Source organism: Actinomadura sp. K4S16 (assembly GCF_008327685.1).
GTDB lineage: Bacteria > Actinomycetota > Actinomycetes > Streptosporangiales > Streptosporangiaceae > Spirillospora.
This window is the reverse complement of the sequence record NZ_BDDE01000014.1, coordinates 533,865-558,759: the sequence shown is the minus strand read 5'-3', so window position 1 is coordinate 558,759 and position 24,895 is coordinate 533,865. Positions and strand designations below refer to the sequence as shown.

Here is a 24,895-nt window from a genome sequence, read left to right as displayed (position 1 = left end):
CCGAGGGGCGCACCCCGCCCGGGGGGCGAGGTGCGGTCCGCTCATGAGGTCAGCTGGTATCCGGCCTCCTCGACGGCGTCCTTCACCTGGGCGTCGTCGAGGGGCGTCTCGCTGGTCACGGTGACCTTGCCGGTCTGGAGGTCGACGTCCACGCCGGTCACGCCGGCGATCTGCTCGACCTCCTCGGTCACCGAGCTCACGCAGTGGCCGCAGGTCATCCCGCTGACGGTGTAGGTGGCGGTGCTCATCGTCGTCTCCTTCGGGTCAATTACCCCTAGGGGGTATCTCTTCGGCCTCATGCTGCCATAACCGGATACCTGTGACAACCCCAGGGGGGTATCAGCGATTCCGAGATCCGGGTCACATCGCCCCCAGGGTTTTCCACAGGTGTCCACAGGGCTGTGGACGAACGTTCCGGCGGCGCTGCTCGTCGCGGATACTGAAGCCATGCCTGAGCTACCTGAGGTGGAGGCGCTGGCGGGCTTCCTGCGGGAGCGCGCGGTCGGCCACGCCGTCGCCCGCGTCGATGTTCTCGCCGTCTCCGCGCTGAAGACCTACGACCCGCCGGTGACCGCGCTCGGCGGGCTGACCGTCACCGGCGCGGCCCGGCACGGCAAGTTCCTCGACCTGGACGTCGACGGGCTGCACCTCGTCGTCCACCTCGCCCGCGCGGGCTGGCTCCGGTGGCGCGACGAGATCCCGGCCAAGCCCGTCCGGCCCGGAGGCAAGAACCCGCTCGCCCTGCGCGTGCACCTGGACGACGGCTCGGGCTTCGACCTCACCGAGGCGGGCACCAAGAAGGGGCTCGCCGTCTACGTCGTCCGCGACCCGAAGGACGTGCCCGGCGTGGCCTCCCTCGGCCCCGACCCGCTGGACGACGCGTTCACCCCCGCGGCGCTGGGCGAGATCGTCCACGGCAAGCGCACGCAGATCAAGGGGCTGCTGCGCGACCAGAAGGTGATCGCGGGCATCGGCAACGCCTACTCCGACGAGGTGCTGCACGCCGCCCGGATGTCCCCGTTCAAGATCGCCTCTTCGCTGACCGAGGAGGACGTCGCCGTCCTGCACGAGGCGATCGTCACCACGCTGCGGGACGCGGTGGAGCGCTCGCGCGGCCTGGAGGCGCAGGACCTCAAGGGCGAGAAGAAGACCGGCCTGCGGGTGCACGGGCGCGCCGGCCAGAAGTGCCCGGTGTGCGGGGACACGGTCCGCGAGGTGTCGTTCGCCGACTCGGCGCTCCAGTACTGCCCCACCTGCCAGACGGGCGGCAAACCGCTCGCCGACCGCCGCATGTCCCGCCTCCTCAAGTAGGACCGGGCGAATCCGGCTGTGGGCCCGGCGGTCCGGGCGTATCGTGTCGCGCGTCGACCGCGGTGATCGCCTTCTCAGGAGCCGCCATGGGATACCCCCCGCCCCCACCAGCCCCGCCCGGCGGCCCTGGTCGCGGCGCTCCGCCGCCGCCCTACGGCGCGCCTCCGCCCGGCGGCGCGCCCGCTCCTCCGTACGCGCCTGCCGCCCCGCCTCCCGGCTACGGATATCCGCCGCAGGCCCCCGGCTACCCGCCGCAGCAGCAGGGCGGCTACCCGGCGCCGCAGCACGCCGGCTATCCCGTGCCCCAGCACCCCCAGGTCCACCACCAGCGGCCGCCGCAGCAGCCCGCCGACCTGTACGGATCGCCGATCCTCGTCTACGACCAGCCGGCGCAGTTCTTCTCGACCGAGGCGAACTACACGATCTGGAGCCCGCAGGGGCAGCCCGCGGCGTACGTCCGGGAAGAGGGCGTGAGCGGCGCGAAGAAGGCCCTGCGCGTGATGAGCCAGGGCAGCCAGACCAAGGCAGAGCGGAAGCTGTCGATCCTCCGGCCCGACGGCATGCCGTACTTCCTCTTCTACAAGCCGTACGGGTTCATGGGCACGCCCATGATGCAGGTGCTGACCCCGCAGGGCGGGCTGATCGGGCACCTGCGCAAGCGGGCGATGCGCGGCTGGGAGATCCTCGACCCGCACGAGCGGCAGCTCGGCTACTACGAACTGCTGGGCGGCCGGATCACCGACTGGCGGCAGCAGGAGATCGCCCGGATCCAGCGCGGCTTCGCCGGGATGGGCGAGTTCCTGTCCCAGATGTTCACCGGGGCCGACCGGTACGTCCTGCGCATGCACGTCCAGTTGCAGGAGCCGATGCGCACGCTCGTGCTGGCGTGCCCCCTCGCGTTCGACACAGCCGTCTCCCAGAACCGCAGCATCGGCGGCCTGCTCTGACCCCGCCGCTCCGGCGGGCGGGGGCGGGGGCGGGAACTGAGACGCGTCAGGCCCCGGCGGGCGCCGGGGCCTGACTCAGTGGGTCGCGGACGGAGCCGGAACGGGGATGGCTCGTCCGCCGGGTTCAGCGGACCTTTGGGACGTTCCCGAAGACCGGGCCGATCTGGCTCCAGCGGTGCAGCTGGCAGCCGTCATCGCGGGTGAACGTGGTGTCGACCTGCTTCCCCTCCCAGGTGCCCTTGACCGTGGCGATCTCCGGACCGCCGTAGATCTTGGTGCACATCTGGTCCTTGGGGACGGGTTTGAAGGGATCCTTGACCTTGGTGAGGGCCGCGCAGGCGCCGGCCGCCTGGGGATGGTCGCCGCCGGGCGGGCCGCAGGTCAGTCGCCAGGTCTTGGCGGGCGCCTCCTTGGAGGCCTTGACCTGCACGGTGAGTGTGTCCGCCGGTGAGCCGGACGGCTGCACGGACGTCGTGCCCGAAGGCGCTCCGGCGGGGTTTCCGTTTGCCTGTTCGTCGCCGCAGGCGGCCATGGACAGGAGCAAGGCCAGCCCGGGCGCTGCGAAAAGGAGCGTCCGATACCGCATGCGTGATTCGACGCAGGGGGGCTTCGCGCGGTTCCATGGGGGGTGTGATGAATTTCGGGGAAGACGTGCCGGCCGTGGTCGCCGCGGAGGTCCCGCAGGACGGCTACCTGCTGGACGTCCGCGAACAGGACGAGTGGGAGGCGGGCCACGCGCCCGAGGCGGTCCACATCCCCATGAGCCGGCTCGGCGACCGCGCCGGGGAGATCCCGCGTGACCGGGAGGTCTATGTGATCTGCCGGTCCGGGGCGCGGTCCGCGCAGGTGACGGTCGCGCTGAACCAGGCGGGCTGGCTGGCGCGCAACGTCGGCGACGGCATGCACGGGTGGGCCCGGGCCGGCCGCCCGATGGAGGGGACCGGGGACGGCCCGCCCTTCGTCGCGTGATCTGACCGGCCGTCGAGTGATCTGACCCGGATGCCCCCTTTTGGGGCGTGACGGGCGGTTGTACGATCGGGCCTGACCGATAACCGCGGGAGCTCGGGCCACAGCCGGGCTGAGAGGGCGGCCTCCAAGGCGTCGCCGACCGCATGAACCTGTCCGGGTAATGCCGGCGTAGGGAGTGTGTCCCGTGACGTCCGACGTCGAAAAGCGCCCTCAGGACGAGCGCGTCCGCGACGAGGTCCCGTTCACCCTCGACGAGCCCGCCCCCAAGGTCCTCGGATTCTGGGACCAGAGCGCCTTCTGGGGGAACCTCGGCGTCAGCCTCCTGGCCTTCTCCGGCGCCTACACCGTCCTCGCGCCGGACGCCGCCGGCCGGCCCACCATCTCGATCATGGCGGGCATCGTCGCGATGGCCGTGGGAACGGCACTCGGCGGGCTGATGCTCGGCCTCGCCGCCGTCCCCGGCGCGCGCACCGGCCAGCCCGCGATGGTGCTGCTGCGCGGCCTGTTCGGCGCGCGGCTGTCGTACGCGCCGACCGTCCTCAACATCGCCCAGCTCGTCGGCTGGGGCACGTTCGAGCTGATCGTCATCGCCGACGCGGCCCGCGAGCTGTGGGACGGCGTCCCCCGCTGGGGCTACGTCGTCGCGGCGGGCGCGATCACGACCGTGCTGACGGTGTGGCCGCTCGGCTCGGTGCGGCTGCTGCGCCGCTACGTGACCGTCGCGGTGGCGATCGCGCTCGTCTACTTCTACGTCCGGCTGGTCCGGGAGCCGCTGCCCGACCTGAACCAGGGCTCGTGGGGCGGGTTCTGGGTCGGCGCGGACGCCGCGCTGGCAGTGTCGATCTCCTGGGTGCCGGTCGCCGCCGACTACACCCGGCACGCGCGCACCGAGCGCGGGGCGTTCGGCGCCGCGGCCGTCGGCTACTCCGTCACGCAGATCGTCGCCTACGTCCTCGGCCTGCTCGCGCTCGCACTGGTCGCGGGCGACTCGGGCAAGATCTTCGACCCGTTCCTGGGCGCCTCGCTGGGCGTGGTGTTCTTCGCGGTGTTCGTGCTGCGGGAGGCCGACCAGTCGTTCGCCGACACCTACTCCACGGCGGTGTCGATCCAGAACCTGTTCCCCCGGGCCGACCGCCGGGTGCTGAGCGTCGGGCTCGGCATCCTCATCACCGTGCTCGCGCTGGTCCTGGACATCGGCGACTACGCGGGCTTCCTCTCGCTGATCGGCTCGGTGTTCGTGCCGATGCTCGGCGTCCTGGCGGCCGACTTCTTCCTCGGCCGCGGCCGGGACCGCGCCGGCTGGGACGTCTCGCGGACGGCGCCGTCCCGCTGGGGCATGATCGCCGCATGGGCGGCGGGGTTCGTCGTGTACCAGCTCGTGAACCCCGGCACCGTGGCCCGCTGGACCGAGCTTTGGTCCGGTGTCCGGGACGCGCTGCACTTCACGCCGCAGACCTGGATGAGCGCCTCGCTGCTGTCGTTCCTGGTGGCAGGGGTCGCGGCCCTGCTCATCGGCAGGCTTACCAAACGGTAAGGTTTGGGTCGGCAGCAAGTTCCGACGCAAGTTGCCCGGCGGTACGCCGGAGTGCGGTGGCACGATGACAGACGTGTATCAGCACGTGCACGATCCGATCGCGCGGGCCGTCATCGAGAGCGCCGCGGACGCGATCGTGGCCGTGGACCAGCGGCACCGGGTCACCGTGTGGAACCCGGCGGCCGAGCGCATGTTCGGCTGGACGGCCGCCGAGGTGATCGGCCGCGTCCCGCCCATCGTCCCGGACGAGCTGAAGGCCGAGCACAACGCCGTCCAGGAGCGGCTCCTCACCCGGCGCGGCGGCGAGGGCGAGGCCGACGGCGGGCAGATCTCGATCGCGACCCGCCGCTTCCACCGCGACGGCCGGCTCATCGACGTGCGCATCGACACGAGCCTGCTGAAGGACCCGAACGGCACGCTGCTCGGCTGGGTCGGGGTGTACCACCCGGTCGAGGACGACGAGATCCTCCAGCACCGCATGACCGAGCGGGCCCGGCTCGTAAGGCGGCTGAACGACATCGTCGCCGACCTCGGCGCCGAACTCGACCTCGCCGTGGTGCTCGACCGGATCACCGCCGCGCTCATCGAGCTGACCGGCGCCGACGCCGGCGGGTTCGTCAAGATCGAGGGCGAGCGGCTGCGGCTGGTCAGCATGTCCGGGCTGCCGGAGCGGATGCGCGGCAGGTCGGCCGAGCTGCGGCCGAGCCTGGTCGGGGAGCTGCTGCGGTCGGGCAAGACCGTCAAGCTCGCGACGGGGGAGCGGCGCCTCGGCGACCTGATCTGGTCGGAGCTGCCCGGCCTGCACACGATCGCGCTCGGCCTGTCGTACCTGCAAAACCGGCCGTACGGCGCGCTGTACGCGCTGTTCTCCGGGCGCAAGGTCGGGCACACCGAGCTGGAGCTGCTGGAGCTGCTCGCCGGGCATGCCGGGGTCGCGGTCGGCAACGCCGTCGCCTACGCGGAGGTCGTCCGGCAGCGGGCGCACGAGCGCGCCGTCATCGACTCCAGCGCCGACGGCATCGCCGTGCTCGACCACGACCTCGTCGTCCGGCACTGGAACCACGCCGCGCACACCCTCACCGGCATCCCGCCGGAGGACGCGCTCGGCCGCCCGCTGCCGTTCGACATGCCCGCGCTCGGCGAGATGCTCACGTTCCGCCTGGAGTCGGGGAGGTGGCTGAACGTGCTGGCCGCCGAGATCGAGGAGACCGGCGAGCTGGTCGTCGACTTCCGCGACGTCTCGGAGGCCAAGGCGCTGGAGGAGGCCAAGGACCTGTTCCTCGCCACGACCAGCCACGAGCTGCGGACCCCGATCACGGTCGTGCAGGGGTTCGCCTCCACGCTGGTCAACCGGTGGGACGAGCTGACCGACACCGACCGGCGCGCCGCCGTCGCCACCATCGCCGAGCGCGCCCAGTCGCTCGGCCGGCTCGTCGAGCACCTGCTGCTCGGCTCCCGCGCCGGCGCCGACGAGCTGGCCGTGGCGATCGAGTCGTTCGACCTCGTCCGCGTCCTGGAGGGCGTGGTCGCCGGGTTCCGCTCGCTGTCGCCGCTGCACCGGGTGGAGCTGGACATCGACCCGGAGCTGCCGCCGTGCCGCGGGGACGCGATGGCCACCGACATCGTCCTCGGCCAGCTGCTGGAGAACGCGTTCAAGTACTCCCCGGACGGCGGGACGGTGCGCGTCCGGGCCCGCTGCGAGGGCCCCGACATCGTCGTCACGGTCTCCGACGAGGGCATCGGCATCCCGCTCGGCGACCATGAGCGGATCTTCGAGCGGTTCGTCCAGGGGGACGCCGGGGACCGCCGCCGGTTCGGCGGGATCGGGCTCGGCCTGTACATCGTGAAACGGCTGACCGAGGCGCAGGGCGGCACGATCTCCGCCCATCCCGCGGGACGTGAGACATCTCACATAGAGTCCGTTCAAAAGTCGCTTAACGGGACGATGGCGGCAGAACCGGCCGATATGGAACGAACCACTCGGCTACTGGCCGTGAGCGAGGGGCGCGGACCCGCAGGTGGCGCGCGGGCGGGCGAGGGCACGTGCATGCGGCTCGTGCTGCGCTCGGCCGGCTGATCCGGCGCCGGCTTACCGCGCGGACAGTCCGTCCCTGGTGGCCCGGTGAGACGGGCGTGACCAGGGCTTTCGGCGGTCCCGGCGGCGGGCAGGCTGGGTTGGTGCGGAGAAGTGCGGCGGCAGCGGGGTGTGATGGACGAAACGCGTGTGCGAGGAGTAAATCCGCCGTTGGCTGGATAGGTCCTTGGTTGGTCGCCGTTTGGGGACGAGATTCCGATCCGGGGGTGATCACCGTGACCGGACGGCCGATGACTCGTTGTGCAGGTGGTGAACTGAACCGTTCGGGTTTCCGGCCATGGCCATCAGGGCATTTCGGTCGTACCGGAAGAGCGATGACGGGACTCGTCCGAGAGAGCGGAGCATCGGGGAGGTGAGGGCGTCGAGCGTCGTACTGCTGCCACACGCACCGTCCAGCGTCGCGGTCGCCCGCAGGCGCCTCAGCTCTGAGCTGGCCGACTCGGGCGTCTACGACTCGATCGTCGACGACGCCAGCGTCATCATCAGCGAGCTGCTCAGCAATGCCCTGCGGCACGCACGGCCGCTCCCGTCCGGCCAGGTGAAGGTGTGCTGGCTGTGCCGCGGCGACCTCCTCGAACTCGAGGTCAGCGACGGCGGCGCGATGACCGAGCCGCGCCGCGGTCCGGGCACGCTCTCCTCGCTCGGCGGCAGGGGGCTCGGCATCGTCGAGGCCCTGTCCGAGGGCTGGGGGGTGCGCCACGAAGACGGCACCACGACGGTCTGGGCCGTCCTGAGGGCGCCCAGGACGCCCGGCGACGAGCGGATGGCCGCCCCCGCCGGGATGCACGCCGTCGCCCCGGATTTGTCCGCCTTTCCGGACCTGCTGGACGAGCCCGGAGAGGACCTTTGTAACGGAACCAGGAGTGAAGTGGCTCCGAGCCGGGCATATCCGGCATAGAGCGACCCTGCCTGGAAGGAACCCCGCCCGACCTTGTATGGTCCTCTGCAACGCCCGGGCGATGTCGTGCCCCCGTCGACATCGCGGGCGTTGTCGGTCCTTCCCGGCGCCGCGCGCCTTGAGCCCCCGGCGCCGGGAAGGGCGCTAAACCCCCACTTCGCAGGGCATCGCGGTGCCGTTCTCGCGCCCGCCGCCCGACCCCGTCGACCCCGGATGCCCGGATGCCTCCGGCCGTCCGGAGCTCAGATCTCCTCGCGCAGGATCGGGCAGGACATGCAGCGAGGGCCGCCGCGCCCCGTCCCCAGCTCGCTGCCGCTGATCCGGATGACCTCGATCCCCGAAGCCTCCAGCTGCGCGTTGGTCTCGATGTTGCGCTCGTAGGCGACGCACAGGCGCGGGGCCACGGCGAGCGTGTTGTTCCCGTCGTCCCACTGCTCGCGCTCGGCGGTGACCGGGTCGAGCCCGGTGTCGATCACCTTGAGGTGGTCCAGGCCCATCGCGTCGGCCGCGGCCTGGAGGAACGGGCGCGGCTCGGCGACGCGCAGGTCCCCGTCGGCCAGCGTCACCGTGTAGGCGGTCAGCGAGTGCGCCACCGGCGGGTACATCACGACGGTGTCGACGTCGACCATCGTGCAGACGGTGTCGAGGTGCATGGTCGCGCGCTCCTGCGCGATCGGCACGGCCAGCACGGTGTGGGCGAGCCCGGCCCCGATCACCTGGCGGGCCAGGCGCTCGACGCCCGCCGGGGTCGTCCGCTCGCCGGTGCCGACCGCGATCACGCCCGGCCGCAGGAGCAGGACGTCCCCGCCCTCCAGATGCTCAAGGGAGGGGGTGTACACCGGCTCCACGCCGGCGAACCTCGGGTGGTGCGCGTAGATCAGGCCGGTGAGGGCCGACTCGCGCCGGCGCGCCTCCATCGCGAGGCTCGTCACCGCCACGCGGTCGCCGATCCAGGTGCTGTTGTCGCGGGTGAACAGCAGGCCCGGCAGCGGGTCGACGATGAAGTCCTGCTCGTCCATCAGCCGGTAGACGAGGCCGTGCCCGGCCTTCAGCTCCTCGTGCGCGAGCCCGGCGATCAGCGTGTGCGCGAGGTTCTCCGGGTGGAGGCCGCGCAGGTGGTCCTCGACGACGCGGCGGAGCTGGTCGCCGAGGCGCAGGTCGACGATGGCGTCCGCGATCGCCTGGTCCCGCGCGGCCTCGTACTCCAGGGCGTCCTGGAGCAGCTCCGTCACGTACAGGACCTCGACGCCGCGTGACCGCAGCGCCTCGGCGAACGCGTCGTGCTCCTCCTGCGCCCGGCCCGCCCACGGGATCGCGTCGAACAGGAGCTTGTCGCTGTTGCGCGGGGTCAGCCGCTTGAGCTCCGCGCCGGGGCGGTGCAGCAGCACCGTCCGCAGCCGTCCGACCTCGCTGGTGACCCGGTGCTCGTGTGCTGTCTTCGCTGCCGTCACCCTCCGCAGTCTAGGCGGCGGAGGCCGTGCCACCATGCAAGGGTGATCGGCAGGACCGCGGCGCTCCCCCTCCACCTCACGTCGGCGACGATGCTGCGCGTGTCCGCCGAGGGGGTCGCGACCGCGCTGGTCCTGACCGTCCAGGCGCGGACGGGCCACGCCGCCACCGCCGGCTACCTGCAGACCGCGATGACGCTGCCGTACGTGCTGAGCGGGCCCGTGATCGGGAACGCGCTGGACCGGGTGGCGCGCCCCCGCCGCGGCGCCCTCGCCCTCGCCGCCTGCTACGTCGCCGCGACCGGGCTGCTGCTCGCCGTCGCGGGACGCTCGCCGCTCGCCCTCGCGCTGGTCGTCGCCGCCGTGATCGGCTGCACCGAGCCCATCGTCGTCGCGCTGACCAGCCTCCTGCCGCGGTTCGTCCCCGCCGACCGGCTCTCGCGCGCGTACGGGCTGGAGGCGTCCAGCTACAACCTCGCCGGGATCGCCGGGCCCGGCCTCGCCGCCGGCCTGGCCGCCATGGCGGGCGGCCGGTACGCCGGGACCGCCGTGGTCGCGGTGGGCCTCCTCGGGCTCCTGACCTTGCCGTTCCTGCCCTTCCCCGGCCCCTCCGCGACCGTGGACGACGCCGTGCCCGGGCCGGCCGCCGTCGAGGCGACGGCGGACACGGGCGCGGTCGGCGGTCCGGCGGCCGTCGAGACGGAGACGGCCGCCGCCGGGACGCGGGCGGGAGCACTCTCAGTGATCACGGGCGGGCTGGTGGTCCTGGCCGAGGGCCGGGTCCTGCGGGCCCTGACCGTCGCGACGACGCTCGCTTGGATGGGTTTCGGCGGCGTCGCCGTCACGGCGGTGCTGCTCGCCGAGCACATCGGCGCGCCGCCCAGCGCGGGCGGACGGCTCCTCGTGGCCATGGCCGTCGGCTCCCTGATCGGCTCCCTGGCGTCCAGCCGGTGGCTGACCCCCAAGCACGCCGAACCGGTCATGCTCACCGGGCTCGTCGCGTTCGGGGCGTCGCTGGCCGCCCTCGCCGCCGCGCCGTCCATGCCGTGGGCGACGGCGGCGTTCGTCGCCGCGGGGATCGCTGAGGGGCCGGTGTTCGCGGCCACGCTCATGCTGCGCCAGCGCGAGTCGCCCCCGGACCGGCTCGGGCAGGTCAACACCACGGGAGGCAGCCTCAAGATCGGCGCTTCCGCGGTGGGCGCCGCGCTGACCGCCGCGTCCGCCGACGCCATCGGCCCGATCGGCCTGGTCCTGGCGATCGCCGGATTCCAGTTCGCGGGCGCGCTGAGCGGCTACCTGCTCCTGCGCGCCCCGGCCCGCGTCGGCATGGTCGAGGACGGTTCCTGAACCCGAGGGACCCGCGCACGGCCCGTCGGGCAAGAGGAGGTGACACGTCCACGACCGAGAGGCCACGCATGCAGACAACGAGCCGCTCCTCGCCGGCCCGGCCCGGTCCCGCGCCCCGGCCCGATCCGGCCGCCGATGACGAACCCACCGACGCGTCCCTGATCGCCGCGTCCCGCACCGACTCCGAGAGGTTCGCGGGACTGTTCCAGCGGCACGCCCAGGAGATCATGCGCTACGTGGCGCGGCGCCTCGGCCGGGACGCGGCCGAGGACGTCGTCGCCGAGACCTTCCTCGTCGCGTTCCACCAGCGCCACCGGTACGACGCGGCGCGCCCCGACGCCCGGCCCTGGCTCTACGGGATCGCGACCAACCTGATCCGCCGCCACCGCCGCGCCGAGGTGCGGGCGCTGCGCGTGCTCGCCCGCGGCGGCCTCGACCCGGTCACCGAGCCGTTCACGGACGCGGTGGAGAACCGCGTGCAGGCGGGCGCCCGGTCGCGGGCCCTCGCGGCGGCCATCGCCGGGCTGCCCGCCAAGCAGCGCGAGGTGCTGCTGCTGGTGACGTGGGCGGGGCTCACCTACGACGAGGTCGCCGAAGCGCTCGGCGTCCCCTCCGGGACGGTCCGGTCCCGCATGAACAGGATCCGCCGCAAGCTGCGCGACGCGCTCGGCAAGGAGGACCACGATGGATGAACTGAAGCTGGTGGAGCGGCTGCGCTTCGAGGTCCCGGAGGACATCGACGTGACCGGGGCCGAGAACCGCTGGCGGCGGAGGGCCTACGGAAGCCCTGGCCGGCGGGCCTACGCCGCCCCCGCCCGGCGGCGGCGTCCGCTGCTGCTGTCCGGCGTCGCCGCCGCGGCCTGCGCCGGCGTGGTCGCCACGTTCCTGGTGGGCCACGAGGACGCGAGGCCGATGGCCAACGTGGCGGCCGTCCTCGACAAGGCCGCGGACCAGGCCGCGGGCGACCCGGTGCCGCGCGCCGACCAGTTCGTCTACCAGGAGAGCGTGACGCGGCACCGGGTCGGCGGCGTCGGCCGCTGGTACGAGACCCGCCATCGGACCTGGGATCCCGTCGGCGGCCAGGGGGGCGGCCTCGTGATCGAGAAGAACTCGATCCGGCCGCGACCGGGCGAAGTGCTCCCGCCGGAGGACGAGAGCATCATCGGCCCCTGCCGCGACAAGGCGCCGATCGACCGTCCCTACCTCGGCGACCTGCCCACCGACACCGGCGAACTGCTCGACCTCCTGGCGAGGCAGGGCGAGGGCGACCGGAGCGACCGGCAGTGGAACGCGGTGACCGACCGGATCGACCGGCCCGCGCCGCCCAAGGTGCGCGCGGCCCTCTTCCGGGCGATCGCCGAGATTCCCGGCGTCCGGCTGCGAGACGACGGCGTGGACGCCGTGGGACGCCACGGGGTCGCGGTCGCCCGCACCGATGACGACGTCCGCGACGAGATCATCTTCGACCGCGCAAGCCACCGCTTCCTCGGCACCCGCACCGTCGTCGCCGGGGAGGGCCACCCGTTCGGGCCGCCGGGGACCTCGAACTGGTCCACCGCCCTCCTGACCAGCAAGATCGTCGACCGGGCTCCGCGTCCGGGCCCCGACGCCACTCCGTCGGACTGCTGATCACGAAGCCGCGGTGACCGGTCGCGCACCCGGGCGCGGCCGGTCACCGCGGCCGGACGAATAATCGGTCGACTTCCACCGGGGGCGGCCGTAGTGTCCAAGGCATGTTCCTCGCAGCCGGCACCCGGACGCTCGCAGGTCTCGACCTGCTGAGCGCGGTGCCGGCTGCCTTCTCGGCGGCAGCGGACGCAGACGCCTTCGACGGCCTGCGTGCCGCATGTGTGGGGGCGACCCCCCACGCCCCCCGGTTCGCTGCGCTCATCCGAAGCTGACCCCTCTCCGTTCCACCCTTCCGGAGAACCAGCGGAGGGGGGTTGGGCAAAAACTGCGCACGCCTGCGCAGTGGTTCTCACGGGATCCACCAGTGAGGACAAGGCCAATGGCCAAGCAGCTTTACGAGCGCGACAAGCCGCATCTCAACATCGGCACGATGGGGCACGTCGACCACGGCAAGACCACGCTGACCGCGGCGATCACCAAGGTGCTCGCCGACCGCGGGCTGGCGTCCCCGGTGCCGTTCGAGCGCATCGACCGCGCCCCGGAGGAGCGCGACCGAGGCATCACGATCAACGTCGCGCACGTCGAGTACGCGACCGCGACCAGGCACTACGCCCACGTCGACATGCCCGGTCACGCCGACTACGTGAAGAACATGATCTCCGGTGCCGCGCAGGTGGACGGGGCCGTGCTGGTCGTGTCCGCGCAGGACGGCGCCATGCCGCAGACGCGCGAGCACGTCGTGCTGGCGCGGCAGGTCGGCGTCGGGCACATCGTGGTGGCGCTGAACAAGGCCGACACGGTCGAGGACGCCGAGCTCCTCGACCTGGTCGAGCTGGAGGTCAGGGACCTGCTCACCGAGTACGGCCTCCCCGGCGAGGAGGTGCCGGTCGTGCGCGTGTCCGGGCTGCGGGCGCTGGAGGGCGACCCGTACTGGACGGCGCGGATCGTCGACCTGCTCGACGCGATCGACGCCTACGTGCCCGTGCCGCGCAGGGTGCTCGACAAGCCGTTCCTGATGCCGGTCGAGAGCGTCCTCACGATCACCGGTCGCGGCACCGTCGTGACCGGGGTCGTGGCCCAGGGCGCGATACGGCTCGGGGACGCCGTGGAGGTCGTCGGGCTCGGCGAGACGTTCGGCTCCGTCGCGACGGGGCTGGAGACGTTCGGGCAGACGATGGACCATGCGGAGGCCGGCGACAACACCGCCATGCTGCTGCGCGGCGTCAAGCGGGACCAGGTGCGGCGCGGCCAGGTCGTCAGCGCGCCGGGCGCGATCCGGCCGCACCTGCGGTTCCGGGCGCGGGTCCGGGTGCTGACCGCCGACGAGGGCGGTCGGAGCAGGCCGTTCCTGCACGGCTACCGGCCGCAGTTCCACTTCCGCACCACGGACGTGGTCGGCGGCGTCGACCTCGGCGAGGGCGGCATGGCGCTGCCCGGCGACTCGGTCGAGATGGCCGTCGAGCTGGGCAAGCCGGTCGCGATGACCGAGGGGCTCGGCTTCGCGATCCGCGAGGGCGGCCGGACGGTCGGCGCGGGCACCGTCACCGCGCTGCTCGACTAGCGGGAGAGGGGCCCCGGCACTCGCCGGGGCCCCTTAGCCTTGATCGCGTGGATTCGTTCGGCCCAGGGTGACCGAGTGGTCGCGAACGGCTGGCGGATGCGATCTTGATGTGGTGAGATTCCGGCATCACCCCCGCAGGTAACCCCCCGTCTGGAGAACGTGTGCGATCCCCCCGCGCCCTGATTCCCCTGCTCTCGGTCTGTGCGGCCGCCGCGGTCGTGACCGCGGCCGCGACCGGCGCCAGCATCGAGGGCCTGCCGGGCGGTGGAGGCCCCGCCCACGCCGACGGGGCCGCTCCCCGCCCCGAGGCGGTGACGATCAACACGCTGAGCTGGAACGTCTGCGGAGGCACCGGCTGCCCCTCGGGCGCCGCGCCCGCCAAGCTCACCAAGGAGATCGTCCAGCGGATGCGCGCGACCGAGGTCGGCGGGCGCACGGTGCGCCCGAACGCCGTCCTCCTCCAGGAGGTCTGCGACGGGCAGGTCCGCTCGTTCAAGACGTCCTTGCCCAAGTGGAGCTGGGTGTTCGCGCCGTCCCCGGGCGGCGAGGCGTGCGCGGCCGGGCAGGGGCGCTCCGGCGTCGCCATCGGCACCGACGTCCCGCTCACCGCGCACCGGCAGGCGAAGCTGCCCGCCCCCGCCGGACGCACCCGGATGGCCCTGTGCGGCGAGGTCCAGTCCTGGTCGACCCGCGTCTGCGTCACCCAGCTCAGCGCCGGCGAGAGCGGCCAGTGGCGCCGCAAGGAGGCCGGCGCCCTCACCACCCTCGCCGGGACGGGCCGGATCCTCCTCGGCGGCGAGCTCGCCGACGTCCCGGAGAGCCCGGCGCTCGACCCCCTCTACGCCGCCTACGCCGAATGCGACCAGTCGGGCTCGTCCCGGACGGGGGCGAAGACCCGGCAGGACTGGCGGGGCACCGCGCTCGACAAGACCGACTACCTGTTCATCGGCAAGTCGGCCGCCGTCTCCTGCAGCGTCCCGGCGGACCAGGTCAAGGTCTCGGACCACCGCCCGCTGTCGGCGGTGGTCCGATACCAATAGTCCCGCGTTCTTCTCCTCCTTCGGGCCTGGCGGCCCTCCATCGTCGAAGAACGCAAGCGATCGCTGGCATCGCTTCGTCTCGCCTTGGCGGCTCGCTGCGCGATCAGATTCTTGCTCCGCTCGAATCTGCCTTCGGACGCGATCGCGGCCACTCAGGTCGTCGCAGTGTCAGTTGACTCCTCGGTCTGTGCCGTCCCAGTAGGGGGCGCGGAGGTCGCGCTTGAGGATCTTGCCGGTGGGGTTGCGCGGGATGGCGTCGCGCCGCTCGACCGAGGTGGGGCACTTGAAGTGCGCCAGGCGCTCGCGGCAATAGTCGATGATGTCCTGGTCCGGGACGTCCTCGGACAGCACCACGATCGCCTTCGGCGTCTCGCCCCAGCGCTGGTCGGGGACGCCGATGACCGCGCAGTCGGAGACGGCGGGGTGGCCCATCAGGACGTTCTCCACCTCGGCGGGGTAGATGTTCTCCCCGCCCGAGATGATCATGTCCTTGACGCGGTCGTGGATGTAGAGGTAGCCGTCCTCGTCGAGGTAGCCGGCGTCGCCCGTGCGGAACCAGTTGTCCTCGGACAGGGCGCCGGCGGTCGCCTCCGGCATGCCCCAGTAGCCCTTCATGTTCTGCGGCGTCCGGCAGAGGATCTCGCCGACCCGGCCGGGGGGCAGCTCCTCCCCGGTGGCCGGGTCCACGATCTTGAGCTCGGTGTTGTCGTTCGGCAGGCCGGCGCTGCGCAGCCGGTGCGCGTTCGGGCCGTCCGGGTCGTGGTCCTCGGGCGGCAGCGAGGTGATCGCCCCGGTGACCTCCGTCAGCCCGTACACCTGCCGGAAGTCGGTGGTCGGCAGCATCCGCATCGCGGTGCGCAGGACGTCCTCGCTGATCGGGGACGCGCCGTACAGCATGAGCCGCAGGCTGGACATGTCGGCGGCGGTGACCTCGGGGATCAGCGGCATGAACTGCAGCAGCACCGGGACGAGGAAGATGTGCGTGACGCGGTGCCGCTCGATGCCCTGCGCGATCGCGGTCGGGTCGGGCTCGCGGGTGATGACGCCGGTGAGGCCGTTGTAGACGGCGGAGACGGTGAGCACGTTGCCGGCCACGTGGTACATCGGCATCGCGATCATCAGCACGGACGACCCGTCGATGTTCCACACGTCGTTGGTCACCGCGAGCGCCGACAGGAAGTTGTCGTGCGTCAGCATGACGCCCTTGGGCAGCCCCGTCGTTCCGGACGAGTACAGCTGGACGAACACGTCCCCGGAGTCGGACTCGTACGCAGGGGGCTCGGCGGGGGCCGCGTCGACCCAGGCGGCGTAGTCCTGGTGGGCGTGGCCGGAGCCGCCGGCCACGAGCATGAGGGCGGTGTGCTCGAGCTTGCCGGCGATCGCGTCCAGGACGGGGACGAACTCGGGGCCGACGACGAAGACCTTCGCCTGCGCGTTGTTGACGATGTAGGCGACCTCGTCGGGCGCCAGCCGGTAGTTCACCGGGACCTGCGCGGCGCCGATCCTGGTCGCGCCGAAGAGCAGCTCGGCGTATTCGAGGGAGTTCTTGTCGAGGACCGCGACCCGGTCGCCGGGCCCGAGGCCGGCGGCGGCGAGGGCCGCGGCGACCCGGTCGACGCGCCGGTCGAAGTCGCGGTAGGTGACCTCGGTGTCGCCCGCGATGTACGCGATGCGATCGGGGTACGCGAGCGCGCGTTCGCGCAGTACTCCGTCAAGACCTGGCACGATGAGCCCCTTCGACGATGACCGCCTGGTTATTCCGGCATCATGCGGTCACCGGCGACATCGCGGCAAGGGGAACGGGCCGCCCGCTAGCGGCTTTTCGACATCTTGGACACCGCGGTCACGGCGAATACCACCGCGACGGCGACGAGTCCGATGAAGAAGAACATCTTCAGCATCGAGAAGATCGCGCCGATGACGGTGAACAGCAGCCACACCGCGAGGATCACACCGAGAATGGTCAGGATCGTCTTACCCATGGCTCCACCGTATGCGCTCGGGCGGCACAGGTCATCAGCCTGGCGGACGACCTAGGCACCGCCGTGCGGCGGAGGAGCACCCTGAGGGCCCCCGGAGGCCGGACCCTGACCCGCGCCGGGGACGGGCGGCGGCTGGTAGACCGGCGCCGGCGGCTGCATCGGCTGCCCCGCCGAGGGCTGCCCCGGGAACGGGCCCTGGCCCGGCATCGGTGCGTAGCCCGGATTGGGCGGCAGGCCGGGAGCGAACGGCCCGGCGGGAGAGCCGAAGGGCCCCCCGGGGGCGCCCGCGTTCCACGGCTGGGACGTTCCGCCCTTCGAGGCCGTCATCACCCGCAGCCCCGCGAGCCCGGCCGCCGCCGCCACCGCCAGCAGTTCGTACGCCTGGTAGATCGAGAATGTGGGCTCCAGGACCCGGAGGATGAACCCGCCGGGCGGTATGTCACCGTCCATGACCTGGCCGAGGATGAGGCCGATCCGCGCGCCGACCTCCACCGCGACGTACGCCGCCGGCCCCGCCGCGATCGGGGCCAGCGGCCCGCGAGGCCGCGCGAGCAGCATGGGCGCGCTGGTGGCGACTCCCGTGACCAGGCATGTGAACAGGAAGTAGGGAACGGACGGGAAGAAGCCCAGCAGTATGTGCAGGGCCCACAGCAGGGCGGCGGCACCGGTGGCGACCGCGCCGCCGACCAGGATCAGTGCGATGACCCCGCCGTTGGAGGTCGCGGAGCGAGGCTGCGGCATCCGGACATTAAAGCGGTGTTCGTCCGGTTACGCAGGTCGTCCAGGTCGAATCATGATCAACTCCTTACGGGGTGGTGACATGCCGCATGGCACCGGCGTCCGGGGCCTAGCGTGGGGACGTGAACACCGTCCCCCAAGCCGGGCGCGTCCTGGTGGTCGACGACGACCCGACGGTCGCCGAGGTCGTCGCCCGCTACCTGGCCCGCGACGGGCACGACGTCGTGTGCGTCGCCGACGGCCGGACCGCCCTGCGCAAGGCCCTCGACGAGCCGCCCGACCTCGTCGTCCTCGACCTCATGCTGCCCGGGATGGGCGGCCTGGAGGTGTGCCGGCGGCTCCGCGAGACCTCGACCGTCCCGATCGTGATGCTGACGGCGCTCGGCGCGGAGACCGACCGGCTCGTCGGCCTGGAGACCGGCGCCGACGACTACGTGACCAAGCCGTTCAGCCCCCGCGAGCTGGCGCTGCGCGTCCGGTCGGTGCTGCGCCGGGCGCGGGGCGCGCTCGTCCCGACCGGCCCGTCCGGCCCGCTGCGCGACGGCGGCCTCGTCGTGGACGTCAGCGCGCACGAGGCGGCGCTGGGCGGCGAGCGGCTCGCGCTCACCTCCCGCGAGTTCGACCTGCTGGCGTTCCTGCTGCGCCACCCGCGGCAGGCGTTCACCCGCGAGGAGCTGCTCGAACGCGTCTGGGACTGGACGTTCGGCGACTCCTCCACGGTGACCGTCCACGTCCGGCGGCTGCGCGAGAAGATCGAGGACGACCCGACCACGCCGCGCCGCATCGTCACCGTGTGGGGCGTCGGCTACCGCTACGAGCCCGCGGAGACCGCGCCGTGATCCCCTTCGAGGATCTCCTCTGGGTGGTCTACTACGCGGCGGTGGCCGCTTTCGCCGTCGCGGCCGTCGCCCTCGGCCTCCTGCACGCGCTGCGCGGCCGCTCGGTGGCCACCCAGCTGGTCGTCGTCGGCGCCGCCACGGTGCTGGCGACCATCTCCGGCATCATCGTGATCTCGTTCATGATGCTGCTGAACGACCACGACCGCGCCGTGGTGCTCGCCGTCGTGACGTCCGCCGGGCTGGTCGCGATGGCGGTCTCGGTGCTCCTCGGCCGCCGCCTGGTGGCCGCGAACCGGACCCTGGTCGAAGCCGTCCGCGCGGACCGGTTCCGCGCGCCGCCGACGCGGCTTCCCGCCGAGCTGGCGGAGCTGTCCCGCGAGCTGGAGGCCGCCTACGACCGGCTGGCCGCCGCCCATGAGCGCGAGCAGGCCCTGGAGGCGAGCCGCCGCGAACTGGTCGCCTGGGTGAGCCACGACCTGCGCACCCCGCTGGCCGGGCTCCGCGCGATGGCCGAAGCCCTGGAGGACGAGGTCGTCGCCGACGAGGAGACGATCCGCCGCTACCACGGCCGCATCCGCGTCGAGGTGGAGCGGCTGACCGAGATGGTGGACGACCTGTTCGAACTGTCCCGCATCCACGCGGGCGCGCTGCGGCTGTCCCGCGAGCGCGTCGGCCTTGCGGACCTCGTCGCCGAGGCCGTCGCCGGCACCGAGCCCCTGGCCCGCGCCAAGGGCGTACGGCTGCGCGGAGACGTCCGCGAGGGCCTGCCCATCCAGGTGGACGCGGGCGAACTGGGCCGCGCCCTGCGCAACCTCGTCGTGAACGCGATCCGGCACACCCCGAGCGACGGCGCCGTCGAGATCATCGGCGAGATCCACGGCGGCCAGGCTCGGGTGACGGTGGCCGACGCGTGCGGCGGCATCCCCGAGGACGACCTGCCGCGCGTGTTCGACGTCGCGTTCCGCGGCGAGGCGGCCCGCACCCCGGGCGGCGGCGCCGGCCTCGGCCTCGCCATCGCCCGCGGCATCGTCGAGGCCCACGCCGGCGAGATCGGCGTCGCCAACAGCGGCCCCGGCTGCCGCTTCGAGGTCCGAATTCCGTGTTGACTGCCTTTTTCTCCTCCTTCGGTCAGGGGTCTAGGGCCTCTGAGATCGTGCGGTAGGTGGAGCAGGGCCAGCGGGACATGCAGGCTCGGCAGCGGCGGATGGGGCGGTCGGGGTCGCTGGTGATGCCGCCGGCCTCTTGGGGGCGATGCAGGTCTATGAGGCGGAGGGTCAGGTCGGCGAAGACCAGGACCTCCTCCCTGGCACCGGCCAGGAAGGCCAGGTCTTCGCGGGACAGGCGCGTCCTGATGGGGACGAAACCGTTCTTGTTCACCAGGCGGGCGAGCACCTGGGTGGACGTCCGCCACGTGCTGGACTTCGCCGCCCGCGCCCGGATCGTCTCCAGGCGCTCGCGCAGTCGACCATGCCGCTGTTGCACCCGTTCAGGGTCCCCTACTCGGGGCGCCCGTGCGGGCCGAACCCGCGATATCGGCGGGCCGGATCGGCGTCCCGTGCGCGTGAAACCGCCACATTACGGTGCGTAGTACTCGAAGCGTGCGGGACTGGCAAGGCGGCGGCGCGCCCCGGAAACGCCCACGGCGCAGGGGACTTGGCGAACCGTCTGGCTCCCGGGCCGTTCGCGAGATAGTGTGCCGGACGTGGAGCTAAACGTCTCGACCGCGTCTCAAGGAGGTCACGCCGTCGTCACGGCGACCGGTGAGCTCGACCTGTACACCGCGCCACGGCTGCAGGCGGCCCTCGCGGGCCTGCTGCGCGACCAGGCCGACCGCATCGTGGTCGACATGAGCGGTGTCGAGTTCTGCGACTCGACGGGCATGAACGTGCTGCTCGCGGCCATGAAGCGGCTGAAGGAGCAGGGCGGCTCGCTGGAGCTGGCCGCCCCGCGTCCGGCCGTGAAGCGGATCCTGCAGGTGACCGGGCTCGACACCGTCTTCACCGTGACGGAGGCAGCACCCGTCCTGGACGCCGGCTGACCCGTCCCGAGCACCCGCGCCGCGGATGGAGCGCAGGAGGCGCCCACCTGTCGCGCGGGTGATGACTTGGGTGGTTCGCCCGTGCCCTGCGGCACCGCGGTCCCGTCCCCGACTACGATCGCCGATATGCAGGACGTAGCGGTATGCATCCCGGCCAAGGACGAAGCCGACCGCATCGCGGCGACGGTCAAGGCCGCGCAGGAGCTTCCCGGCGCCGACCTCGTCGTGGTGATCGACGACGGCTCCTCCGACGGCACCGGCCGGGTCGCCCGCGAGGCCGGGGCGCGGGTCGTGCGGCACAGCCGCAACCGGGGCAAGGGCGCCGCGATGGAGAGCGGGGCCGAGGCCGTCCGGCTGCTGGACGAGGGCCGCGAGCAGCCGCGCCACCTGCTGTTCCTGGACGCCGACCTCGCCGAGACCGCGCGCGAGGCCGCCCCGCTGGTCGAGCCGGTCAGGTCCGGTGAGGCCGACATGACGATCGCCGTGTTCACCACGACCGTGAAGCTCGGCGGGCACGGGTTCGTCGTCCGGCTGTCGCGCGACGGGATCCGCCGCGCCACCGGCTGGGAGGCCACCGCGCCGCTGAACGGGCAGCGCTGCCTGACCCGCGCCGCGTTCGACGCCGCGCTCCCGCTCGCCGCCGGGTTCGGGGTGGAGACCGCGCTCACGATCGACTTGCTGCGCAAGGGGTTCCGGGTGGCGGAGGTGGAGGTGCCGCTCGCGCACCGCGCCACCGGCACGGACTGGCGCTCCCAGCTGCACCGCGCGCGGCAGTTCCGGGACGTGGCGAGAGCGCTCGCCGCGCGCGAACCGGCGGTGGCCAGAGGGCTCGACCGCCTGCGCGGCAGCCGCCCGTGACCCGTCTCGGCACGGGCGGGCTGTGGGGGATCGGAGTCGGCGTCGCCTGCTTCGTGACCACCGCGCTGCTCGGGCCGTCGGTGTTCGAGCCGGAGCTCGAGGGCCCGCGCTACGAGCCGCCGTACGCGCTGGACGTCCATCCGTCGCCGTACGTGGTCATCGGCCTGGTCGTCGCGGGCATCGTCGCGAGCACCGCGGGGCTCGGCCTGTGCCTGGCCGCCGTCCGCAAGGGGTGGCGCGTGCGGGCCCTGCCGCTCGTGGTCGCGGGCCTGCTGGCGGCCGTCGCGTTCATGTTCATGCCGCCGGTCGGGTCCACCGACCACCTGAACTACGCCTCGTACGGGCGGATGGCGGCGACCGGCCACGACCCGTACCGGACGAGCGCCGTCGACCTGCCGAAGGACCCGGTCGCCGGGGCGCCCGAGGAGTGGCGGACGACGCCGTCGGTGTACGGGCCGGTCGCCACGGGCGGGCAGGCGTTCGCCGCGTGGATCGGCAGCGGTTCGGTGCGGCTGACCGTGTTCGTCCTGTCGGTGCTGAACGTCCTCGCGTTCGCGGTCACGGCGCTGATCCTCTACCGGATGTCCAGGACGGAGGAGCGGCGGCTCCGCACGGCGCTGCTGTGGACGTGCAACCCGCTCGTGCTGTTCCACCTGGTGGCGGGCGCGCACAACGACGTCCTCGCGATCGCGCCGATGGTGGCCGCGCTCGCCGTCTTCGGCGGCGCCGCCGCCGGGCGGGCGGGCTGGCTCCGGGCCCTCGCGGCGGGGGCGCTGGCCGGGTTCGGGACGGCGATCAAGCTGCCCGCCGCGCTCGTCGCCGGCGGGCCCGCGTGGGGGGCGCTGCGCCGCACCTGGACGGACCGCCGCGCATGGCCGATCGGCCACCTGGCCGCGCTGCTCGCCGGGGGCGCGGCCGTCACGGCGCTGTCCTACGCGCTCGCCGGGCCGCACGCGCTCGACCAGGTCCGCGAGGCCAGCAACATGGTCTCCTTCGCGACCCCCTGGCACCTGCTGGACGAGACGCTCGGCCGCGGCTCGCAGCGCGACGTCATCAAGCTGGGCGCGCTGCTGCTCGGCGTGGTGCTGCTCCTGCTGCTCTTCCGGGCCCTGCCGAGGGAGGACGACCTCGTGCCCGGCGCGGAGGAGCGCCGCGTCGCCGCCGCGATCGTCCTCGCGTGGCTCCTCGCCGCGCCCTACGCGCTCCCCTGGTACGACGGGTTCGGGTGGGCGCTGCTGGCGCTGCTGCCCTGGACCCGGATCGACTGGATCCTCCTCGCCCACACCGCCGCGCTCAGCCTCGCCTACCTGCCGGCCCGCGCGCCCGCCCGCATCCGGCTGCCGGACGATCTGGAGTGGCTGTTCACCGTCGTTCGGCCGACCGTGGTCCCGTGGACGCTTCTGGTGATCCTGACGGCCCTGGTGGCGGCGTGTCTGCGCTCCTCAGGTCGAGCTCCAGCGACCGGAGCCCCGCGGCGAGCATCAGCGGGGTCGCCAGGCTGAACGCCACCGACAGGATCACCACGCCCGAGTCGTTCACCAGCGTGCCGATGACGCCGACCGCCAGCGCGCAGATCACGGCGGGGCGCATCGTCAGGCTGTGCTTGTAGGCGCCCTGCAGCAGCGACACCCGCCACCGCGTGGGCCGCGCCAGGACGAAGAACAGGAACACGATGGCGGCGGCGAGCGCGAGCGTGTACGGCCAGTACCCGAGGCTGTTCAGCATCGCGTTGAACTTGCGGGTGACGACGTCCAACGCGTCCCCGGCCATGAGGTCCTGCCAGAACCGGCCGAGGTGCGTCGGGTTGGCCGACCGGGCGTTCAGGTAGGAGATGAACAGCACGAGGACCAGCCCGGCCAGGAAGAACAGGCCGAGCTTGAGCGGTGAGATGCGCTTGCCCGCGACCATCAGGCCGAGCATCGCGAACGCCGGGACGATCGCCAGCACGCCGCCGAAGTCGCTGCCGAACGCGGGCAGCCCGTCGACCGCGACCGTGAACGCGCCGATCACCGCGACGATCGCGACGGCGGCGGCCTTGTTGCCGCGGCGCAGCGGGTACTCCGTCAGCCAGGCCGCCGTCAGGATCGCCGCCACGGCGAACAGCGAGAACGCCTGGTTGCCGAAGCCGTAGAACCGTCCGGCGATGAGGGCGGTGTAGCCCATCAGCGTGTTGAGCTGGAGGGACGAGCCGGTCATCACGTCCACCGCGAGGACGACCGCCGTCACCCCGGTGATCACCAGCCCGGGCAGGACGGTGGAGCGGCGCCACGGCCCGGCGAGCGCCACGCCCGTCAGCAGCCCGGCGAAGCCGAGCACGGTGCAGATCAGGACGGGCGTCGGGTACTCGGCCCGCCACCACGGCAGCAGACCGGCGAGGAAGGACGCGCCGGGGGCCGCGCCGCCGAGCAGCGCGATCACGCGGGTGCCGCCGAGGATCCGCTCCCGCGAGCGGCGGTCGCCGCCGAGGCGCCGCAGCGCGACCACCGCGATCCCGTAGAGGACGAGCTGCACCGCGAACAGCACCCAGTAGAACGACGTCTGGACGGCCCGGATCGCCTGCGCGGCCACGTCCTCGTCCATGAGCGCGTCGACCCGGTCGTGCGTGGACGACGCGGACGGCTGCGACCGCCACGCCGACCCGACGGCCTGCTTGGGCTGCTTCGCGCCGAGCGTCTTCAGCGCGGTCGCCGTGAGGTCGGTGAGCGTGACCAGCCCGTCCTGGCGGGTGGCGCTGGAGGTCATGTAGCCGGGCCCGTACGCGGCGCCCTTGGCCAGGGCGACCCGCAGGTGCGGGTTGACGCCGGTGTCGGACAGCCCCGCGACCAGGACCGTCGTGCCCTCGGGGAGCCCGGTCACGACCTGCGCGACCCGGCGGTCGGCGGCCTTCGCCGCGGCGGCGCGGCCCTTGTCCGACAGGGGGATCTGGTCGCCGTGCGGGTCGACGCCCGCGTTGATGTAGGCGCGGAACAGGTCGTCGACGTCGACCGCCGCGAGCGGGCAGCTCGCCCAGTCGGCGGCGGTGGCCTTGTCGGGGGAGGCGACGTAGCGGTCGACCCGGCCGGCGCCGTCGGCGGCGCCGAACACCGCGCCGGGCCCGACCGCCATCGTGCAGCCGCCCGCCCGGTGGACCTCGTCGCCGAGCAGCCCGATCCGCGCGTGGTAGTTGGTGCCCGCGTTGTCGCTCTTGATCGCCGGCCATCCGGCGGCGACGGCGCCGCCCGCGGGGGGCGGGCCGGTGGGGGAGGACTGGCCCGGCAGAACGGGAGCGGACGGCAGCGCGCAGTCGCCGTGCGGCAGCCGCGACCGCTGCCCCGCCGACAGCGTGAGCCAGCCGTCCGTCGGGCAGGTGACGACGCGGGTGGTGCGGACGCTGAGGCCGGCGGCCGAGCCCTGGGAGGTCAGCCCCCACAGCGCCGGCGTGTTCGCGCGGGTGATGTCGCTCCACATCAGCCCCGGCACACCGACGATCACGACTCGTCCCGTGGCGGCGCGCTCGGCGGGGGCCGAGCCGGGGGTCGAGGCGTGCGCCGCCACCGGCCCGAGCAGGGCCGCGAGCGCCGCCCCGAGGGTCGCGAGGAACAACGCGATCTTCGTTCCCCGGGACGTCATGGCGTTCAGGTTACAAGAGCCCTACCACCGGGCAGGGGCCATATCCTGCGGG

23 protein-coding genes, 1 pseudogene and 1 riboswitch are annotated in these 24,895 nt (G+C 72.9%); of the genes and pseudogenes, 16 read left to right on the top strand and 8 right to left on the bottom strand.

Annotation, left to right across the window (positions count from 1 at the left end; all coding sequences use genetic code 11):
- Positions 1-41 precede the first annotated feature (41 nt).
- Positions 42-248 carry a heavy-metal-associated domain-containing protein gene (locus tag K4S16_RS21015; RefSeq protein WP_149260670.1) on the bottom strand — a complete coding sequence of 69 codons (207 nt, stop codon included), beginning with the start codon at positions 246-248 and terminating at the stop codon, positions 42-44.
- Between the two features lie 199 nt (positions 249-447).
- Here K4S16_RS21015 and K4S16_RS21010 point away from each other — a divergent pair, with 199 nt between their 5' ends.
- Together K4S16_RS21010 and K4S16_RS45135 are read left to right on the top strand one after the other, a co-directional pair.
- On the top strand, positions 448-1,311 hold the full coding sequence (locus K4S16_RS21010) for an Fpg/Nei family DNA glycosylase (RefSeq protein WP_149260669.1): 864 nt from the start codon (positions 448-450) through the stop codon (positions 1,309-1,311).
- 86 nt (positions 1,312-1,397) lie between these two features.
- Positions 1,398-2,258, top strand: a complete 861-nt coding sequence (locus K4S16_RS45135; RefSeq protein WP_200841995.1) for a hypothetical protein — start codon at positions 1,398-1,400, stop codon at positions 2,256-2,258.
- Between the two features lie 124 nt (positions 2,259-2,382).
- Here K4S16_RS45135 and K4S16_RS21000 read toward each other — a convergent pair whose 3' ends face one another.
- The gene (locus K4S16_RS21000; protein ID WP_235036954.1) at positions 2,383-2,688 is read right to left on the bottom strand and encodes an SSI family serine proteinase inhibitor; all 306 of its coding nucleotides are present in this window, start codon (positions 2,686-2,688) and stop codon (positions 2,383-2,385) included.
- 203 nt (positions 2,689-2,891) lie between these two features.
- On the opposite strand from K4S16_RS21000, the gene K4S16_RS20995 reads away from it, so the two are divergent.
- The 4 genes from K4S16_RS20995 (at position 2,892) to K4S16_RS20980 (ending at position 7,754) form a co-directional block, all read left to right on the top strand.
- Entirely contained in the window at positions 2,892-3,227 is a 336-nt protein-coding gene (locus tag K4S16_RS20995) for a rhodanese-like domain-containing protein (protein WP_149260667.1), read from the top strand.
- A gap of 75 nt (positions 3,228-3,302) precedes the next feature.
- Positions 3,303-3,419: riboswitch (TPP riboswitch) on the top strand.
- A complete protein-coding gene (locus K4S16_RS20990) occupies positions 3,412-4,761 on the top strand; it encodes a cytosine permease (protein ID WP_149260666.1) in 1,350 nt (449 codons plus the stop codon). It overlaps the preceding riboswitch by 8 nt.
- Before the next feature lie 64 nt (positions 4,762-4,825).
- Entirely contained in the window at positions 4,826-6,838 is a 2,013-nt protein-coding gene (locus K4S16_RS20985; protein WP_235036953.1) for a PAS domain-containing protein, read from the top strand.
- Between the two features lie 370 nt (positions 6,839-7,208).
- On the top strand, positions 7,209-7,754 hold the full coding sequence (locus K4S16_RS20980) for an ATP-binding protein (protein WP_149260665.1): 546 nt from the start codon (positions 7,209-7,211) through the stop codon (positions 7,752-7,754).
- Between the two features lie 242 nt (positions 7,755-7,996).
- Here the strand turns inward: K4S16_RS20980 and K4S16_RS20975 are convergent, their stop codons facing one another.
- A complete protein-coding gene (locus tag K4S16_RS20975) occupies positions 7,997-9,205 on the bottom strand; it encodes an arginine deiminase (protein WP_235036952.1) in 1,209 nt (402 codons plus the stop codon).
- Positions 9,206-9,247: 42 nt separating this feature from the next.
- Here K4S16_RS20975 and K4S16_RS20970 point away from each other — a divergent pair, with 42 nt between their 5' ends.
- The 5 genes from K4S16_RS20970 (at position 9,248) to K4S16_RS20950 (ending at position 14,779) form a co-directional block, all read left to right on the top strand.
- On the top strand, positions 9,248-10,549 hold the full coding sequence (locus tag K4S16_RS20970) for an MFS transporter (RefSeq protein WP_149260663.1): 1,302 nt from the start codon (positions 9,248-9,250) through the stop codon (positions 10,547-10,549).
- Between the two features lie 68 nt (positions 10,550-10,617).
- A complete protein-coding gene (locus K4S16_RS20965; RefSeq protein WP_149260662.1) occupies positions 10,618-11,241 on the top strand; it encodes an RNA polymerase sigma factor in 624 nt (207 codons plus the stop codon).
- Positions 11,234-12,178 carry a CU044_5270 family protein gene (locus K4S16_RS20960; RefSeq protein ID WP_149260661.1) on the top strand — a complete coding sequence of 315 codons (945 nt, stop codon included), beginning with the start codon at positions 11,234-11,236 and terminating at the stop codon, positions 12,176-12,178. Before K4S16_RS20965 ends, K4S16_RS20960 begins: the two co-directional genes overlap by 8 nt.
- Before the next feature lie 379 nt (positions 12,179-12,557).
- Positions 12,558-13,739 (top strand): elongation factor Tu, encoded by a 1,182-nt coding sequence (tuf, locus tag K4S16_RS20955; protein WP_149260660.1) that lies wholly within the window; start codon positions 12,558-12,560, stop codon positions 13,737-13,739.
- Positions 13,740-13,900: 161 nt separating this feature from the next.
- Complete coding sequence (locus K4S16_RS20950) at positions 13,901-14,779, top strand: endonuclease/exonuclease/phosphatase family protein (protein WP_149260659.1); 879 nt, start codon at positions 13,901-13,903, stop codon at positions 14,777-14,779.
- A 168-nt stretch (positions 14,780-14,947) separates the two neighbouring features.
- Here K4S16_RS20950 and K4S16_RS20945 read toward each other — a convergent pair whose 3' ends face one another.
- The 3 genes from K4S16_RS20945 to K4S16_RS46500 all read right to left on the bottom strand — a co-directional run bounded on the left by K4S16_RS20945 (position 14,948) and on the right by K4S16_RS46500 (position 17,502).
- On the bottom strand, positions 14,948-16,504 hold the full coding sequence (locus K4S16_RS20945) for a long-chain-fatty-acid--CoA ligase (protein WP_149260658.1): 1,557 nt from the start codon (positions 16,502-16,504) through the stop codon (positions 14,948-14,950).
- An 86-nt stretch (positions 16,505-16,590) separates the two neighbouring features.
- A complete protein-coding gene (locus K4S16_RS45130) occupies positions 16,591-16,761 on the bottom strand; it encodes a hypothetical protein (RefSeq protein ID WP_200841994.1) in 171 nt (56 codons plus the stop codon).
- 51 nt (positions 16,762-16,812) lie between these two features.
- Positions 16,813-17,502 (bottom strand): hypothetical protein, encoded by a 690-nt coding sequence (locus K4S16_RS46500; RefSeq protein ID WP_149260657.1) that lies wholly within the window; start codon positions 17,500-17,502, stop codon positions 16,813-16,815.
- A gap of 119 nt (positions 17,503-17,621) precedes the next feature.
- Between K4S16_RS46500 and K4S16_RS20935 the strand changes: the two genes are divergently transcribed.
- The gene (locus K4S16_RS20935) at positions 17,622-18,338 is read left to right on the top strand and encodes a response regulator transcription factor (protein WP_149260656.1); all 717 of its coding nucleotides are present in this window, start codon (positions 17,622-17,624) and stop codon (positions 18,336-18,338) included.
- The gene (locus tag K4S16_RS20930) at positions 18,335-19,444 is read left to right on the top strand and encodes a sensor histidine kinase KdpD (RefSeq protein WP_235036951.1); all 1,110 of its coding nucleotides are present in this window, start codon (positions 18,335-18,337) and stop codon (positions 19,442-19,444) included. Before K4S16_RS20935 ends, K4S16_RS20930 begins: the two co-directional genes overlap by 4 nt.
- Positions 19,445-19,466: 22 nt before the next feature.
- On the opposite strand, the gene K4S16_RS20925 is transcribed toward K4S16_RS20930, so the two are convergent.
- On the bottom strand, positions 19,467-19,820 hold the full coding sequence (locus K4S16_RS20925) for a hypothetical protein (RefSeq protein WP_149260655.1): 354 nt from the start codon (positions 19,818-19,820) through the stop codon (positions 19,467-19,469).
- 220 nt (positions 19,821-20,040) lie between these two features.
- On the opposite strand from K4S16_RS20925, the gene K4S16_RS20920 reads away from it, so the two are divergent.
- From K4S16_RS20920 to mptB, 3 genes and pseudogenes are all read left to right on the top strand, one after another.
- Complete coding sequence (locus K4S16_RS20920; protein WP_149260654.1) at positions 20,041-20,376, top strand: STAS domain-containing protein; 336 nt, start codon at positions 20,041-20,043, stop codon at positions 20,374-20,376.
- A 126-nt stretch (positions 20,377-20,502) separates the two neighbouring features.
- Entirely contained in the window at positions 20,503-21,234 is a 732-nt protein-coding gene (locus tag K4S16_RS20915) for a glycosyltransferase family 2 protein (RefSeq protein ID WP_149260653.1), read from the top strand.
- Between the two features lie 290 nt (positions 21,235-21,524).
- Positions 21,525-21,938: pseudogene (gene mptB, locus K4S16_RS45810) on the top strand (polyprenol phosphomannose-dependent alpha 1,6 mannosyltransferase MptB); the annotation flags it as partial.
- Between the two features lie 658 nt (positions 21,939-22,596).
- Here the strand turns inward: mptB and K4S16_RS45805 are convergent.
- Positions 22,597-24,843 carry a hypothetical protein gene (locus tag K4S16_RS45805; RefSeq protein WP_149260652.1) on the bottom strand — a complete coding sequence of 749 codons (2,247 nt, stop codon included), beginning with the start codon at positions 24,841-24,843 and terminating at the stop codon, positions 22,597-22,599.
- Positions 24,844-24,895: the final 52 nt, after the last annotated feature.